We start from the raw sequence: 15,943 nt of genomic DNA on the forward strand, positions 1-15,943 counted from the left end.
ACTACGAGAAAACCGGCTTAGTTGCTGGTATCGAGCTCTGGGAAGCTCTTCACCAGGTCGTCGATGGCTTTCATCTGCACCAGGAACGGCTCCAGCTTGTCCAGCGGCAACGCGGACGGACCATCACACTTGGCGCTGTTCGGCTCTGGGTGCGCTTCAATAAACAGCCCAGCCAGGCCAACCGCCATACCGGCACGTGCCAGTTCGGCAACCTGCGCACGACGGCCGCCGGATGCGGCGCCAAACGGGTCACGGGTCTGCAGGGCGTGAGTCACGTCGAAGATCACCGGATGACCGCCAGTGGCATTTTTCATCACGTTGATACCCAGCATGTCGACCACCAGATTATCGTAACCAAAGTTGCTGCCGCGATCGCACAGGATCACCTGATCGTTACCGCCTTCCTTGAACTTGTCGACGATATTGCCCATTTGGCCCGGGCTGACGAACTGAGGTTTCTTGACGTTGATCACCGCACCGGTTTTCGCCATCGCTTCTACCAGATCGGTTTGGCGTGCCAGGAATGCCGGCAACTGGATCACGTCAACCACTTCGGACACTGGCTGCGCCTGTGAAGCTTCATGCACGTCGGTGATGGTTTTCACGCCGAAGGTCTTTTTGATTTCTTCGAAGATCTTCATCCCTTCTTCCAGGCCCGGACCACGGTACGAGTGGATGGAAGAACGGTTGGCTTTATCAAAAGAGGCTTTAAAAACGTAAGGGATACCCAGTTTTTGCGTCACGGTGACGTAGTGTTCGCAAATGCGCATCGCCAGATCGCGCGATTCCAGTACGTTCATACCGCCAAACAGCACAAACGGCAGATCGTTCGCTACGTTGATGTCACCAATGCTAACCACTTTCTGTTTCATGCTTTCGCCTTTGTTGATGTTAAATCAAATGAATTAATGCAGCGTGACCTGTTTCGGTTCAATCGAGTGGATCTGTACTTTGATCACTTCGCTGACCGGATCTTCAGGACACTGTTCGACAAAATAATTGAGGTCGGAAATAGCAATATGGTTGCATTCCAACTGGGCGTAAATCAGCCCACGGTCACGGATCTCGTACGGGTCATCCGGATCGAAGCACAACACCGTTTCGCTGGCACGCAACGCCATTTCCATCTGTTGTTCTTCCATCAGGGCGGCTTTCAGCGTATCAAGCATCTTACGCACCACCATGACGTTTTCTGACTCATCGAGGTCATCGTCTTCCAACTCGGCGCCCAGACCCAGGTTACCCTTGATCCACACTTCCAGCTGATGTTCGTTGAGCGTCTCGCCGTTCAACGGATTAATCAGCCACATCTCTTCATCCAGCCAATCTGCCCGCAGGATCAACTGAGTGGGGAAAATCACCGGCAGCAGCGGTAAATCCAGATGCGCGGCGATGTGCAGGAAAATGGTGCCGAGGGAAACCGGCGTGCCCTGCCGCCCTTCCAGCACTTTGTCGAGCCAAATCGCGTCGGACAGACGATACACACCGCCGGCGCCGCCAAAACCCCAGGTTTTGAAGAACAGTTCAATGAGTGCGTCCAGTTGCTGTTCCTGGCTGAGACCCTTTGGCATCGCCGCACGTGCGTCGTCGACCAGTTGCTGCAGCTTACGTTCGACTTCGGCGGTAGGGAAATCACGCCGCACGGACTGCGAAACCAGGATCACGCCCGCGCTCAGCAGCGCGGTGTTAAATTCAAAATCAGCAATGCTACTCATAAGTATCCCATCAGAAAGGGTATTTTCGTCGTGGCAAGTTTAATTATCAGGTACAGAGAGCCCAACGCCAGCACAAACGCCAGGGTGCGCAGGTTCTTACTTTTGGTCTTCTTGCCCAATGCGACATAGCCAAGCAGGATATAGATAATAACGCCAAACAGCTTCTCGGTCAGCCATGAGTCCATACCCAGCAGCGGGTAAAACTTGAACATCACCACCAACGCAATACCACTGGCGAACAGTACCGTATCATTTATGTGCGGCGTTATCTTCACCCAGCGCTTGTTCATCATCGCCGAGTCTCGCCACTTCCAGAAAAATCGCAATACAAACAAGACAATACTGATGGTGACTGTCAACAGATGCAGATGTTTTAACGCTGAGTAGACTGCCATATTGCTTCCTTTTTGTATTCGCCGTGTGCTTTGTTTTTGTTAGTTCTCGGTCACTGCTGCGGCCATTGGCCAAAAGTCACGCGATCGTTATCACCGTAGTCACGGCGGGTTGCGATCGAAATAAAACCGGCGGCCTGCAGCAATGCGCGCACGCTTTCGCCCTGCTGCCAACCGTGTTCCAGCAGCAGCCAGCCCTGTGGCTGCAGATACTGCGGTGCCTGCTGCACGATAACGGACAAATCTGCCAAGCCGTGCTGCTGTGAGACCAGCGCGCTGCTGGGTTCGAAACGTACGTCGCCCTGCGCCAGATGCGGGTCGGCGGCGTCGATGTACGGAGGATTACTGGCGATCAGGGCAAAAGTCTGGCCGGTCACCGGCGCAAACCAACTGCCCTGAAGAAATTGTGCGTTGCCGATCGCCAGCTTCTGCGCGTTGTGCTGCGCCAGCGCTACGGCTTCAGGTTGTAAATCAACGCCGGTCACGGTGCAGTCCGGACGTTCGCTGGCCAGCGCCAACGCAATGGCACCGGTGCCGGTGCCGAGATCGAGGATGTTGCAAGAAGATGACGGCAAGCGCTCCAGCGCCAGTTCCACCAGGCATTCAGTGTCCGGACGCGGAATCAGGGTGGCCGGTGAGACCGACAACGGCAGCGACCAAAACTCGCGTTCCCCAATCAGATAAGCCACCGGTTCGCCACGCTCGCGGCGCGCCAGCAGCCTTTCCAACTGTTCTTGCTGTTGTTGCGTCAGCAAAGTTTCGCCAAACGCCATCAGAAAGGTTCTGGCCCGGCCGGTCACGAAACCCAGCAGGATTTCCGCGTCACGCCGGGCACTGTCACTCTGCGTCAACCGGGCAACTGCCGCCTTCAGCCAGGATTGATAATCCATTACTCGGGCTCAGCGGACAGCGCGGCGAGCTGGTCGGCCTGATATTCCTGCACAATAGGTTGGATCAGCATGTCCAGCTTGCCTTCCATCACCTCATCCAGACGGTACAGCGTCAGGTTGATGCGGTGGTCGGTCACGCGCCCCTGCGGGAAGTTGTAGGTGCGGTTGCGATCGGAACGGTCACCGGTACCCAACAGATTACGACGGGTTGATGCCTCTGCCTGCTGGCGCTTGGCCATTTCGGCAGCGCGGATACGCGCCCCCAGCACCGACATCGCCTTGGCCTTGTTTTTGTGCTGTGAACGTTCGTCCTGACACTCCACCACGATGCCGGTCGGCAAGTGGGTAATACGGATCGCCGAGTCGGTGGTGTTAACGTGCTGGCCACCGGCACCGGAGGAACGGAAGGTATCGATTTTCAGATCGCCGGCATTGATCTCCGGCAGTTCGGCTTCCGGCACCGCCGGCATCACCGCCACGGTACAGGCGGAGGTATGAATACGACCCTGCGACTCGGTTTCCGGCACGCGCTGCACGCGGTGGCCGCCAGACTCAAACTTCAGTTGGCCAAAAACGCCGTCGCCAGACACCTTGGCAATCACTTCTTTATAGCCGCCGTGTTCGCCTTCGTTGGCACTCATGATCTCGACGCGCCAGCGACGCGTTTCGGCATAGCGACTGTACATACGGAACAGATCGCCGGCGAAAATCGCCGCTTCGTCACCGCCGGTACCGGCACGCACTTCCAGGAAGCAATCGCGCTCATCATCCGGATCTTTCGGCAACAGCAGCACTTGTAATTGCTGCTCCAGTTCTTCCGTTGCCACCTTGGCGTCTTTCAACTCTTCCTGCGCCATTTCGCGCATTTCCGGGTCATCCAGCATCATCTCTGCCGTGGCCAGATCGTCTTGTACCTTACGCCATTCAAGGAAACAGCGGCTGACATCGGTCAACTGTGCATATTCGCGCGACAGCGCGCGGAACCGATCCTGCTCGGCAATAACGCCGGCATCGCCGAGCAGCGCCTGCACTTCTTCATGGCGCTCTTGTAACGCTTCCAGTTTGGCAACAATAGAAGGCTTCATGCGTGGTATTAAACCCTGTTAATAAAGAGAAAACTAATGCTGATCCAGCCCGAGGCTGTCGCGTAATAATTGCAACCGCTCCACGTCGCCATCGCCGGCGGCCTGTTGGAGGGATTTGGTAGGGGCATGAATAAGACGGTTGGTCAGCCGGTGGGCCAGCTCGTGGATAACCTGCTCCACGTCCGCGCCCTGCGCAATGGCGGCCAGAGCTTTGGCTTCCATTTCCGCGCGGATCTGATCGGCCTGCGAACGGTAGTCGCGGATGGTTTCCACTGCGCCCTGCGAGCGCAACCAGGCCATAAAGTTGATGCTTTCCTGCTGGACGATCGACTCAGCCTGCACCGCCGCGGCCTTGCGCTGCGCCAGGTTGCTCTGAATGATGGCGTGCAGATCGTCCACGCTATATAGATAGGCGTTGGCCAGCTTGCCCACTTCCGGTTCGATATCGCGCGGTACGGCAATATCTACCAGCAGCATGGGCTGGTTGCGGCGCGCTTTCAGCGCTCGCTCCACCATGCCTTTACCGATGATCGGCAACGGGCTGGCAGTAGAGCTGATAATAATGTCGGCGTCCGCCAGGCGTTCGTCGATTTCCGGCAAGGTGATCACTTCTGCGCCGACTTCGTCCGCCAGCAGTTGGGCGCGCTCTCGGGTACGGTTGGCAATAATCATATGCCGTACTTTATGCTCCCGCAGATGACGCGCCACCAGTTCAATGGTTTCACCGGCACCTACCAACAGGACATTCAGTTCGGCAAGGGATTCGAATATCTGGCGTGCCAGGGTACAGGCGGCAAAGGCCACGGATACCGCACTGGCGCCGATTTCAGTTTCGGTACGTACGCGTTTGGCGACGGAGAAGGATTTTTGGAACAGACGTTCAAGCTCGCCGGACAGTGACTGCCCGCGTTGGGATTCGGCAAAGGCTTTCTTCACCTGCCCGAGAATTTGCGGTTCGCCCAGCACCAGTGAATCCAACCCGCTGGCCACGCGCATCAGGTGGCTAACGGCTTCGTTGCCGTGGTGCCAGTACAGGCTTTTACTCACCTCTTCCGGGCGCAGGTGGTGGTACTCACACAGCCAGGAGACCAGCTGTTCGTGAATATGTTCCTGTTGCTCCACGCTAAGATACAGCTCGGTACGGTTGCAGGTAGACAACACGACACCGCCCTGCACCAACGGTTGTTGGAGCAAGCTGGTTAGCGCCTGTTCGATAGACTCTGGGGAGAAGGTCACCCTTTCACGCAGAGAAACCGGAGCGGTTTTGTGATTAATACCTAACGCCAGCAGGGTCATTGCTTCGAGTAATACTTCTTTTGGTACGGGTTCTCGTTGAACGGCATTCTACTTGATGCGCGGGCTCAATAAAAGGCACAACCGCATCTTCCGTCCAATCGCTGAAATAGACAGCATCAATGAGCGATCAGTAATAAATACAGCAAGATAAAGAATAATTTGACGACATAACATACTGAATTTTAGTGCAGTATGCGATATTCCGCACAGTATTGAGTAAAACTGACAGACCTGAGTCGGAGGATAGCGATCAAATATCCGGCATTTACCAGCCCAAAGTGCCACAACGAAAGGTCGGATCCAAAATGAAGGAAACCTGCTGGCAAAAAACATGCTTCGCCTGCAGGTAAAAAAATGCCGAACCCGCAAAACATAACAGCGAAATAACGATTCGAACGGCAAGCTTCATAACCTTCGGTTCTCCCCACGGCGATAGATTCTGGCAATATTACAGAACGCTACATCAACTAAACACCAACGGCAGCAACACCCGGCCCCAGAGATATTCTTGCGCCCACAGCAGCACGCTGGAGTGATTGTGTTAATCTTATCAGCGAAGACCGCACCTGGCCCCGCGCCCGAGAGCGGTGACAAAGCCGGGAAGTTTCAACGCGATGCAGCAAAAAATTGACGAGCCGGCGTTGCCCCGCTAGCGTAAATACCGATACTCTGGTTTCGCTGTGCGTGCCCGCAAGGACAAAAGGACAAGAGAAAGTTATGCCAATCCGCAAAGTTAGTTTGCTCCGCCTGATCCCGCTGGCCAGCCTGGTGCTGGCTGCCTGTACTACCACCAAGCCGACCGGCCCGGCCACCAGCCCGACGTCGCCGCAGTGGCGTGCCCACGAACAAGCGGTGCAACAGCTGAGTCAGTATCAGACCCGTGGTTCTTTCGCCTACCTGTCAGATCAGAAAAAAGTCTATGCCCGCTTCTTCTGGCAACAGTATTCGCCCGACCGTTATCGCCTGCTGCTGACCAACCCGCTTGGCAGTACCGAGCTTGACCTCAACGTACAGAAAAACGTAGTGCAGTTGACGGATAACCAGGGCAAACGCTATGTCAGCGACAATGCCGAAGAGATGATCCGCAAGCTGACCGGCATGGCCATTCCGTTGGACAACCTGCGCCAGTGGATGCTCGGCCTGCCGGGTGAAGCCGGCGACTTCAAGCTCGATGACCAATATCGCCTGAACTCGCTGACCTATCAGCAAGGTAGCCAGACCTGGACCGTGGATTACCAGGACTACAACAACAGCCTCAAGCCTCAGTTGCCGAGCCGCCTGGAACTGAAACAGGGTGACCAACGCATCAAACTGAAAATGGACGATTGGACGCTGAAATGATCCGTCAATGGCCATCGCCAGCTAAACTCAATTTGTTTTTGTACATTACCGGCCAACGCGAAGACGGCTACCACCTGCTGCAGACGCTGTTCCAGTTTCTGGACTACGGCGACACGCTGACCATCGACGTACGGCAGGATGACCGCATCCATCTGCTGACCCCGGTGGCCGGCGTGCCGGATGAGGAAAACCTGATCGTCCGCGCCGCCCGTCTGCTACAACAGCATTGCGATCGTCACGGGCTAAACACCGCCCCGCGCGGTGCCGACATCAGCATCGATAAACGTCTGCCGATGGGGGGCGGACTGGGTGGCGGTTCCTCCAACGCCGCCACGGTGTTAGTGGCGCTCAATGACCTGTGGCGCTGCGGTTTGAGCGACGAACAGTTGGCGGAACTGGGGCTGGCCCTTGGGGCCGATGTTCCGGTGTTCGTTCGCGGCCATGCCGCCTTTGCCGAGGGCATTGGTGAACGTTTGCAACCTGCCAATCCGCAGGAAAAGTGGTATCTGGTAGCCCACCCGGGTGTCAGCATCCCGACTCCGGTTATTTTTGGCGATGCCGATTTAAAAAGAGACACCCCGGTTCGCCCATTAAATGTGCTGTTGCAGGCAACTTACGCAAATGATTGCGAACCGATAGCAAGAAAACGTTTTCGCGAGGTTGAACAGCTTGTTTCTTGGCTGTTAGAATACGCGCCGTCACGCCTGACTGGCACAGGTGCTTGTGTGTTTGCTGAATTCGACACAGAAACCGCCGCCCGTCAGGTGTTAAATCAAGCCCCGGAGTGGATACGTGGTTTTGTAGCGCGTGGCGTTAACGTCTCTCCACTACATCGCATTCGTTCCGGGCAGATTGAACCGTAGTTCTCGTTTCGCTGCGCAGAGTCGCTCACACCTGGCCCTGTCATCCCTGCGCCGCTGCGGTTTCAAATTGTTTTTTTACACACCCGTATGATATTGCGCCGGCGTCGCTAACTGCCCCTTAGCGAGGCCGAATGACAATATCTTCTCTGGACGCATGCCTGAGGTTCTTCTCGTGCCTGATATGAAGCTTTTTGCTGGTAACGCCACCCCGGAACTAGCACAACGTATTGCCAACCGTTTGTACACCAGCCTTGGTGACGCCGCAGTAGGTCGTTTTAGCGACGGCGAAGTGAGCGTGCAAATCAACGAAAATGTACGCGGCGGTGATATTTTCATCATCCAGTCCACCTGTGCCCCTACCAACGATAACCTGATGGAACTGGTTGTTATGGTAGATGCTCTGCGTCGCGCCTCCGCAGGTCGTATTACTGCTGTTATCCCTTATTTCGGCTATGCCCGCCAGGATCGCCGCGTGCGTTCTGCTCGTGTGCCAATCACCGCTAAAGTTGTCGCCGACTTCCTCTCCAGCGTTGGGGTTGACCGCGTCTTGACGGTAGATCTGCACGCTGAACAGATCCAGGGCTTCTTCGATGTCCCTGTAGATAACGTGTTCGGAAGCCCGATCCTGCTCGAAGATATGCTGCAACAGAATCTGGAGAACCCAATCGTGGTTTCCCCGGACATCGGTGGCGTAGTGCGCGCCCGCGCTATCGCCAAACTGCTGAACGATACCGATATGGCTATCATCGATAAACGCCGCCCACGTGCGAACGTTTCCCAGGTGATGCACATCATTGGTGACGTGGCAGGCCGTGACTGCGTGCTGGTTGACGACATGATCGACACCGGTGGTACCTTGTGTAAAGCGGCTGAAGCGTTGAAAGAACGTGGTGCCAAGCGCGTATTTGCCTACGCGACCCACCCGATCTTCTCCGGTAATGCGGTGGAAAACATCAGGAACTCGGTGATTGATGAAGTGATCGTTTGCGACACCATTCCGTTGTCTGCAGAAATCAAGGCACTGAAAAACGTGCGCACTCTGACGCTATCCGGCATGCTGGCTGAAGCCATCCGTCGTATCAGCAATGAAGAGTCAATCTCTGCGATGTTCGAGCATTAATCAGTGCTTTTTCCGGTGCGGCGCCCTGCCGTGCCGGATCGATTGATTGCCCGCTGGCAGAAAAAGAAAAACCCGTTGGTGCATCAGCAACAACGGGTTTTCTACGGGTAGTCAAACATGACCTTAGACCTTAATGCGCGGCAGCTCTCCTTTGCCGTAACGCGTGCTCCCTTTTGTTTTTTTAATCAATGTGACGAACGATGATTGTCGTTTCGGCACCGTTTATCAAAATGTTTTATCCACCAGTAACGATCCGCCACCTGCTCACGCCCGCCGATACGTGCACCGACCAGCCATAGCAGTGCGCCGACGAAGATACTCATGATGGCGCCATGGGCGAAAAACTGCGGCAAATTGAACTGCGATACTTCAGCAAGAATGTTGTATCCAACGCCGAAGATCATGACTACCAGCCCCAGCCCCATAAAAAAGTTGCCCATTTTGTTCACGTTTCTACGTTTCATATGCCACCTCCATAGTGCCATTTGCCAACCAGGGTAACTCAGTAAATGGTTAACCCACTTTGATAAGTTAAGTATAGACCCTGGCCCGACAAGGTGATTGCGTAGGCGATCACAAATGGTAAAGAAAGCATGACAGAACTTTACTGTAAGCAACTAATTAGTTAACAAACTGAATGATTCCGCTAATGAATTACTCACCGCGTTGTTGATATCAGCCCACCAACGCCATGCCCGGCATCAGGATTTTGTCATTCGCAGCGCAGGCAGGTAGACTAATGCCCTTTCCATTATCCCGATCATAGCGAATCTCCCAGTGAGCAGTATTAAATTGATAGTTGGCCTGGCGAATCCGGGCGCTGAATATGCCCAGACGCGACACAACGCCGGCGCCTGGTACGTCGATTTACTGGCCCAGCGCCATAACCAGCAGTTGAAGGAAGAGAGCAAATTCTACGGCTACACCGCCCGACTGAATTTGGCCGGCAATGACGTTCGGCTGCTGGTACCCACCACCTTTATGAACCTCAGTGGCAAAGCCGTACTGGCGATGGCCAATTTCTACCGCATTGAGCCGGACGAAATTCTGGTCGCGCACGACGAGCTGGATATTCCGCCGGGTGTTGCAAAAATCAAACTGGGTGGCGGCAACGGTGGGCACAACGGGCTGAAGGATATTCAGAGCAAGTTCGGCAATAACCCGAACTTCTATCGCTTGCGCATTGGCATTGGTCATCCGGGCGATAAAAACAAGGTGGTGGGTTTCGTGCTCGGCAAGCCACCGGCCAGTGAGCAAAAAATGATTGATGAAGCGATCGATGAAGCCGCGCGTTGCACGGAGATCCTGCTGACCGAAGGCCTGGAGAAAACCGTTCGTCGTCTGCACAGTTTTAAGGCGCAGGCCTGATAGTGATTGCAGCGGGCATCACGCCCGCTGCAGACTCGCTTAGGTTCGCAGCGTGAAGGTTTCCTCACCGACGTTGACATCGTCGGTCTGATAGCCTTCTTCCGCCACGTAATAGTGTGGATCGTCCAGTTCATGGCTGCAAAACGGACCGGCCTGTTTTAACAGACGCACGCAGTCACCGCTCAGGTGGCGCAACCGAATGGTTTTTCCCGCCGCCAAATAACGTGCCGTCAGCTTATCAATCGCTTCCACTCCGCTGGAATCCATCACCCGGGTACCGGCGAAATCCAGCACCACGTTTTGCGGATCGTTTTTCGGCTCAAACAGCTCGGCAAAGGCCATGGCAGAACCAAAGAACAGCGGCCCGTCCAGTTGATACACCGCAACATCCTCTTTCACCTGATGCTGACGCACACGAATGCGCGCTTGCTGCCAGGCAAACACCAGCGCCGAGATAATCACTCCGCTGATCACCGCCATCGCCAGATCGGTAAATATGGTGATCACCGTGACCAGCAGCATGACCAGCGCATCGGTCTTCGGCATCCGACGCAAGCGGCGCAGCGAACTCCATTCAAAGGTGTTGTAACACACCACCAGCATCACCCCAGCCAGTGCCGCTACCGGCAACAGGCCTATGTAGGCTGACAGGCTGACAACAAACAGGATCAGCAGTATCGCGCCAACGACGCCGGAAATACGTCCGCGCCCACCCGAGGTGAAGTTGATAATCGACTGGCCAATCATCGCGCAGCCTGCAAAGCAGCCAAACAGGCCACAAATGGCGTTGCCCGCGCCCTGAGCGATGCTCTCGCGATTGCCATTGCCCTTTTTGCCGCCCATTTCGTCAAGCACCGTCATGGTCAGCAGCGACTCAATCAACCCCACCAAGGCGATCACTAGCGCATACGGCAGCACCACTTTCAGCATTTCCAGGCTGAACGGAGCCATCGGCAGGCTAAAATGTGGCAAGGCACCGGAGATATCCGCCAGATCGCCGACCCGCAAGGTATGCAGGTTGAACCCAATCGCCAGCGCGGAAACTACAATCAGGGCCGCCAACGAAGCCGGGATCACCCGGGTCAGTCGCGGGAACAGCACTACGACCAGGATCGCCAGCGCCACCAGCCCGTACATCAGCAGCCCCTGCCCGGCGATCATATGCAGCTGCGCCAGCATAATGACAATCGCCAAGCCATTCACAAAGCCGTGGATCGCCGGTAGCGGCACCAAACGAATAAATTTACCCAGCCGGAAAACACCGATCAGGATTTGGATAACCCCGGCGAAAATCGTCGCCCATAACACATAGGCCATCCCGTGCTGCGCCGCCAGGCTCATCAGCACCACCACTATCGAACCGGCCGCGCCCGATACCATGCCCGGTTTGCCGCCAAACAGGGCGGTCACCAGACCGATAATAAAAGCCGTGTGCAGTCCAACGATCGGGGAAAGTCCGGCGACCAAAGAAAAGCCGACCGCTTCGGGGATCATGGAAACCGCCACTACAAAACCCGCCAGCACCTCGTTCTTGACGGTCGACAGCCTGAAATTGTTCAGGTTAAACATGGATTATTCACTTCTGACAGATAAAAAAACATTCCCGCAGGACGGGAAACAGAGCCGCATGGCGCGGTAAACCTCAGAAGGGGGGCAACTCAGGGTGGACTGGGCAAGAAGTGCATCCGGCGCGTTTCCCATAGGTTAATCAGAAGTGTCAGTATGTGTAAATGTGATCCAAATCTCAATCAAAAACCGGCTTCGTGCCTGCATTTGCCCGCAGCACACAGCCAGATCGAGAAAAACGGCCATTACGTGTATAATGGCGCCATTATTTCGTCCTTTATGCAGTGGGTTAAACCTAACCGGCTGATAGTTAAGATATTTAAGGTGATAACAACATGGGATTCAAATGCGGTATCGTCGGCCTGCCTAACGTAGGCAAATCCACCCTGTTCAACGCGTTGACCAAAGCGGGTATCGAAGCAGCCAACTTCCCGTTCTGCACCATTGAACCTAATACCGGTGTGGTGCCGATGCCCGATTCGCGTCTGGACCAGTTGGCCGAGATCGTCAAACCCCAACGCATCCTACCAACCACCATGGAATTCGTCGACATCGCCGGCCTGGTGAAAGGCGCGTCCAAAGGCGAAGGCCTGGGCAACCAGTTCCTGACCAACATCCGTGAAACCGAAGCTATCGGCCACGTGGTGCGCTGCTTCGAGAACGACAACATCATCCACGTGAACAACAAGGTTGACCCGGCTGACGACATCGAAGTGATCAACACCGAGCTGGCTCTGTCCGATCTGGACACCTGCGAACGTGCCATCCACCGCGTGCAGAAGAAAGCCAAAGGCGGCGACAAAGACGCAAAAGCCGAACTGGCCGCACTGGAAAAATGCCTGCCGCAGCTGGAAAATGCCGGCATGCTGCGTGCATTGGATCTGTCCGATGAAGACCGTGCAGCCATCCGCTACCTGAGCTTCCTGACGCTGAAGCCAACCATGTATATCGCCAACGTCAACGAGGACGGTTTCGAGAACAATCCATACCTGGATAAAGTGCGCGAAATTGCTGCGGGCGAAGGCTCGGTAGTGGTTGCCGTGTGTGCCGCGGTAGAATCCGACATCGCCGAGCTGGAAGACGAAGACCGCGCCGAGTTTATGGCCGAGCTGGGTCTGGAAGAGCCGGGCCTGAACCGTGTGATCCGTGCCGGTTACGAGTTGCTGAACCTGCAGACCTACTTCACCGCTGGCGTAAAAGAAGTTCGCGCCTGGACCATCCCGGTTGGCGCGACCGCACCGCAGGCCGCCGGCAAGATCCACACCGACTTCGAGAAAGGCTTTATCCGCGCACAAACCATCGCCTTTGACGACTTCATCACCTACAAGGGTGAGCAAGGCGCTAAAGAAGCCGGCAAAATGCGTTCAGAAGGTAAGGACTACATCGTCAAAGACGGCGACGTGATGAACTTCTTGTTCAACGTCTAAACCTCGGTTTCTGCACCGGACTCAAAAATCCACGCCAAGGCGTGGATTTTTTGTTTTAACGCGTGTTGTTGATTTTGCTCCACCCCAGGACAATAATTTACAGCGTATAAATAAGGAGCCTTCAATGGTCACGACACACGTTTTTATCGCTACCAGTCTGGATGGTTATATCGCGCGGCAAGATGGCGACATCGAGTGGCTTTTGCAACGCGATGACCCGAGCGAAGACCATGGTTTCGACGCCTTTATCGCTGATAAAGACATGATCGTGATGGGCCGAGGGACTTTTGAAAAAGTTCTCAGCTTTGACTCCTGGCCTTATGACCTTCCCGTCGTGGTGCTGTCCAAACAACTGGCCAATGAGCCGGTTCCCCGGCTCCTGGAAGGCAAAGTACGCTTCTCCAAGCTCGCGCCAAAGCATCTGATTGAGCAATTAGATGAACAAAAAGTTCATCGGGTCTATCTCGATGGCGGGCAATTGATACAGTCTTTTTTGCGTGAAAACCTGGTCACCGATATGGTGATCACCACGGTGCCCGTGCTACTGGGATCAGGAAAACCCTTGTTCGGTGCTATGCCCCAAGATGCAGATTTCAAATTACTGTCCAGCCGAAGCTTCCCTTCAGGCCTGGTACAATCCCACTATCTGTTGGCCCAATAACCCACCGTCGCTGACGTCCGGCTCACAACACGAGATGAGATCTCTAACGCTACGCTGAGCCTGTCGGATAACATGACGATACATTGTCACCGTCCCCGCAGCACCTTATCCACCAGCCCCCATTCCACCGCTTGGTCGGCGCTCATAAAGCGGTCGCGATCGAGCGCACGCTCAACCTCTTCATAGCTGCGTCCACAATGTTTGGCATATAGCGTGATGACGCTGTGCTTGGTGCGTTTCATCTCTTCGGCGTGGATCAGAATATCCGACGCCTGGCCCTGAAAACCGCCCAGCGGCTGATGCACATGCAAACTGGCATTGGGCAGCGCCATGCGATGCCCCGCCTCCCCGGCCATCAACAGGAAGGAACCCATCGAACGCGCGGTGCCCATACACAGGGTATGCACCGGCGCATTGATGTAATTCATGGTGTCATAGATGGCGAAACCGCTGGTGATCACCCCGCCCGGCGAGTTGATATACAGGTGGATTGGTTTCTCCGGGTTTTCGGCCTCCAGAAACAGCAACTGGGCGCACAGCACTTCGGCAACCTGATCGTTGACCTCTCCGTTCAGGAAAACGATGCGGTCACGCAGCAATCTCGAATAAATGTCGAAAGAACGTTCGCCCTGGCTGGTCTGTTCAACCACCATAGGGACGAGCAGCATCGATTCACGCATGGGTGAACTCCTGTTTTCAGATGTGGAATGGGAAAGGCTGGCCGTCAGGCGGCGCGCATCAGGTGCAATCCGCTGTCGTTCGCCGCCGTCAGCCGGGCATCGTCCAGCCGGTGGATAACGCGTAACAGGCTGCCGCCAGCGGCGGTGGGCAAAATTTGCAAGGTCACGGTGCTTTCAAGGAACGGCGGCTGATCATCACGCATCCGGTAACTGATCTCTGCGCCCGGCGTCACCGCAACCGGTTCGGCATCGGCCAATACGCGGGTTGGCAACCATTGTTCACGCAATGCCAGGATGCCAATCGCCCGCCAGACTTTTGCGGGCGGCGCATCGAGTGAATACTCCAGCACTAGCGGCTGCGGGGTAGCATCGGTCTGGTTCATTGATCCATGTCCTTTAGCAAAATATTCAGTTTATCGATGCGCTCTGGCCAGAAGGCACGGTACTTGTCCAGCCATTGAGCAATCAATGCCAGGCCCTGCGGGTCCACCTGATAATTAACGAAACGCCCTTGTCGTGCCTCACACACCAGGCCCGCCTGCCGCAACACCGCCAGATGCTGGGACATGGCCGATTGGCTAATCGGCATACCTTCACGCAGCGCACTGGCATTCATGCCGCCAGCAGCCAGTTTCTCGAAGATGGTGCGGCGGGTGGGATCCGCCAGCGCCTTGAAGATGTCATTTTCATTCATGACTAAACATTAGTCGTCACTTATCTAATGCGCAAGGTTATCGGGGAAGATTGTCAGCCAAGAGCAGGTGTGAGGATCATGGGAGTGGCACTTATCCGATTAAGCCGCCGTTTAAAATTCCTCCGCGAACGCCCAGAGCGCTTTTTACCCAGGCATACACCCCGGCTTCGCCGTTTTTGTTGAACGAAATGAACTCGGCAATGATCAGGCCTTTTTCAACCACGCCGACGCGCTGCTCACCGACGGGCCAATCCGCGAAAACTATAATCCACTGACCGCTATGCAACAGGGTGCACCGAATTCCTCCAGGAGCGCAGCTCACCTTTATATGCTGTATAACGATTTTTCCACCCGCTAATCTCGCCGTTACCCTGCCAGACCGCCCAACTGGCAGGGGTTTCGCTCGGGCTAGGATTTAATCGGGATCACCAGTACGTCAACGTTCAACTGGTTGATCGCATGCTGAGTAGAGGAAAACAGCTTGTTCCACAGATCGTGGTGGTGGCCGAAGATCACCAGATCGATGCTTTTATCCACCACCGCATTTTGCAATTGCTCGGTGAAATCACCGCGTCCAATAATCACTTCGTTGATCGGGTAATTCACGTTTTGGGTCAACGGCTCCAGCTCTTTTTTGATCTTCTCTTCAAAAGACCCACCGTCGTAACTCTTCTCCGAGAAACCAATTGCGGCGTGATAGGTATCGTAATAAATATCCACGTAAATCAGGGAAAGTTTGGCCTGCAACGCAGCGGCCAAGCGCGCGCCTTTTTCCACCAGCCGTTTGCCGTCATCACTCAGGTCGGTGGCGATAACAATATGTTGATAACACATAGCGCCTCCTG

General features: G+C 55.1%; 18 protein-coding genes and 1 pseudogene. 6 read left to right on the top strand and 13 right to left on the bottom strand.

What is annotated here, in order from left to right; genetic code table 11:
* Nucleotides 1-17: 17 nt before the first annotated feature.
* From kdsA to hemA, 6 genes are read right to left on the bottom strand one after another with little or no spacing between them, the layout of a single operon-like run.
* Nucleotides 18-872 carry a 3-deoxy-8-phosphooctulonate synthase gene (gene kdsA / locus OCH02_RS08035; protein ID WP_012006418.1) on the bottom strand — a complete coding sequence of 285 codons (855 nt, stop codon included), beginning with the start codon at nt 870-872 and terminating at the stop codon, nt 18-20.
* A gap of 33 nt (nt 873-905) precedes the next feature.
* Nucleotides 906-1,715: an invasion regulator SirB1 gene (gene sirB1 / locus OCH02_RS08040; protein WP_261430699.1), complete on the bottom strand. Its 810-nt coding sequence runs from the start codon at nt 1,713-1,715 to the stop codon at nt 906-908.
* Nucleotides 1,712-2,110, bottom strand: coding sequence for a SirB2 family protein (locus tag OCH02_RS08045; RefSeq protein WP_261430700.1), 399 nt, complete (start codon nt 2,108-2,110; stop codon nt 1,712-1,714). The genes sirB1 and OCH02_RS08045 overlap by 4 nt, the downstream gene beginning before the upstream one ends.
* A gap of 50 nt (nt 2,111-2,160) precedes the next feature.
* Nucleotides 2,161-2,997, bottom strand: coding sequence for a peptide chain release factor N(5)-glutamine methyltransferase (gene prmC / locus OCH02_RS08050; protein ID WP_261430701.1), 837 nt, complete (start codon nt 2,995-2,997; stop codon nt 2,161-2,163).
* Nucleotides 2,997-4,082, bottom strand: coding sequence for a peptide chain release factor 1 (gene prfA / locus OCH02_RS08055; protein WP_261430702.1), 1,086 nt, complete (start codon nt 4,080-4,082; stop codon nt 2,997-2,999). The genes prmC and prfA overlap by 1 nt, the downstream gene beginning before the upstream one ends.
* A gap of 33 nt (nt 4,083-4,115) precedes the next feature.
* Nucleotides 4,116-5,378 carry a glutamyl-tRNA reductase gene (gene hemA, locus OCH02_RS08060; protein WP_012006413.1) on the bottom strand — a complete coding sequence of 421 codons (1,263 nt, stop codon included), beginning with the start codon at nt 5,376-5,378 and terminating at the stop codon, nt 4,116-4,118.
* Between the two features lie 717 nt (nt 5,379-6,095).
* On the opposite strand from hemA, the gene lolB reads away from it, so the two are divergent.
* From lolB to prs, 3 genes are all read left to right on the top strand, one after another.
* Nucleotides 6,096-6,719, top strand: a complete 624-nt coding sequence (lolB, locus tag OCH02_RS08065; protein WP_153857095.1) for a lipoprotein insertase outer membrane protein LolB — start codon at nt 6,096-6,098, stop codon at nt 6,717-6,719.
* Nucleotides 6,716-7,582 carry a 4-(cytidine 5'-diphospho)-2-C-methyl-D-erythritol kinase gene (gene ispE / locus OCH02_RS08070; RefSeq protein WP_261430703.1) on the top strand — a complete coding sequence of 289 codons (867 nt, stop codon included), beginning with the start codon at nt 6,716-6,718 and terminating at the stop codon, nt 7,580-7,582. Before lolB ends, ispE begins: the two co-directional genes overlap by 4 nt.
* 172 nt (nt 7,583-7,754) lie before the next feature.
* A complete protein-coding gene (gene prs / locus OCH02_RS08075; RefSeq protein WP_012006410.1) occupies nt 7,755-8,702 on the top strand; it encodes a ribose-phosphate diphosphokinase in 948 nt (315 codons plus the stop codon).
* 185 nt (nt 8,703-8,887) lie between these two features.
* Here the strand turns inward: prs and ychH are convergent, their stop codons facing one another.
* Nucleotides 8,888-9,166 carry a stress-induced protein YchH gene (gene ychH / locus OCH02_RS08080; protein WP_012006409.1) on the bottom strand — a complete coding sequence of 93 codons (279 nt, stop codon included), beginning with the start codon at nt 9,164-9,166 and terminating at the stop codon, nt 8,888-8,890.
* 313 nt (nt 9,167-9,479) lie between these two features.
* Here ychH and pth point away from each other — a divergent pair, with 313 nt between their 5' ends.
* Nucleotides 9,480-10,070 carry an aminoacyl-tRNA hydrolase gene (gene pth / locus OCH02_RS08085; protein WP_261430704.1) on the top strand — a complete coding sequence of 197 codons (591 nt, stop codon included), beginning with the start codon at nt 9,480-9,482 and terminating at the stop codon, nt 10,068-10,070.
* A gap of 39 nt (nt 10,071-10,109) precedes the next feature.
* Here pth and OCH02_RS08090 read toward each other — a convergent pair whose 3' ends face one another.
* Nucleotides 10,110-11,639, bottom strand: a complete 1,530-nt coding sequence (locus OCH02_RS08090; RefSeq protein WP_261430706.1) for a SulP family inorganic anion transporter — start codon at nt 11,637-11,639, stop codon at nt 10,110-10,112.
* A gap of 332 nt (nt 11,640-11,971) precedes the next feature.
* Here OCH02_RS08090 and ychF point away from each other — a divergent pair, with 332 nt between their 5' ends.
* Nucleotides 11,972-13,063: a redox-regulated ATPase YchF gene (gene ychF, locus OCH02_RS08095; protein ID WP_261122583.1), complete on the top strand. Its 1,092-nt coding sequence runs from the start codon at nt 11,972-11,974 to the stop codon at nt 13,061-13,063.
* Between the two features lie 124 nt (nt 13,064-13,187).
* Nucleotides 13,188-13,724 carry a dihydrofolate reductase family protein gene (locus OCH02_RS08100; RefSeq protein ID WP_261430707.1) on the top strand — a complete coding sequence of 179 codons (537 nt, stop codon included), beginning with the start codon at nt 13,188-13,190 and terminating at the stop codon, nt 13,722-13,724.
* Between the two features lie 86 nt (nt 13,725-13,810).
* Here the strand turns inward: OCH02_RS08100 and OCH02_RS08105 are convergent, their stop codons facing one another.
* The 5 genes and pseudogenes from OCH02_RS08105 to OCH02_RS08125 form a co-directional block, all read right to left on the bottom strand.
* Nucleotides 13,811-14,404: an ATP-dependent Clp protease proteolytic subunit gene (locus tag OCH02_RS08105; protein ID WP_261430708.1), complete on the bottom strand. Its 594-nt coding sequence runs from the start codon at nt 14,402-14,404 to the stop codon at nt 13,811-13,813.
* Between the two features lie 44 nt (nt 14,405-14,448).
* Nucleotides 14,449-14,787 (bottom strand): SRPBCC domain-containing protein, encoded by a 339-nt coding sequence (locus tag OCH02_RS08110; protein ID WP_261430709.1) that lies wholly within the window; start codon nt 14,785-14,787, stop codon nt 14,449-14,451.
* On the bottom strand, nt 14,784-15,098 hold the full coding sequence (locus OCH02_RS08115; RefSeq protein WP_261430710.1) for an ArsR/SmtB family transcription factor: 315 nt from the start codon (nt 15,096-15,098) through the stop codon (nt 14,784-14,786). The genes OCH02_RS08110 and OCH02_RS08115 overlap by 4 nt, the downstream gene beginning before the upstream one ends.
* A 124-nt stretch (nt 15,099-15,222) precedes the next feature.
* Nucleotides 15,223-15,306 (bottom strand): annotated as a pseudogene (locus OCH02_RS08120) (hypothetical protein); the annotation flags it as partial.
* Nucleotides 15,307-15,506: 200 nt separating this feature from the next.
* Nucleotides 15,507-15,932, bottom strand: a complete 426-nt coding sequence (locus OCH02_RS08125) for a universal stress protein (RefSeq protein WP_261430711.1) — start codon at nt 15,930-15,932, stop codon at nt 15,507-15,509.
* Nucleotides 15,933-15,943 lie beyond the last annotated feature (11 nt).

This window comes from Serratia quinivorans, from assembly GCF_946227985.1.
GTDB lineage: Bacteria > Pseudomonadota > Gammaproteobacteria > Enterobacterales > Enterobacteriaceae > Serratia > Serratia quinivorans_A.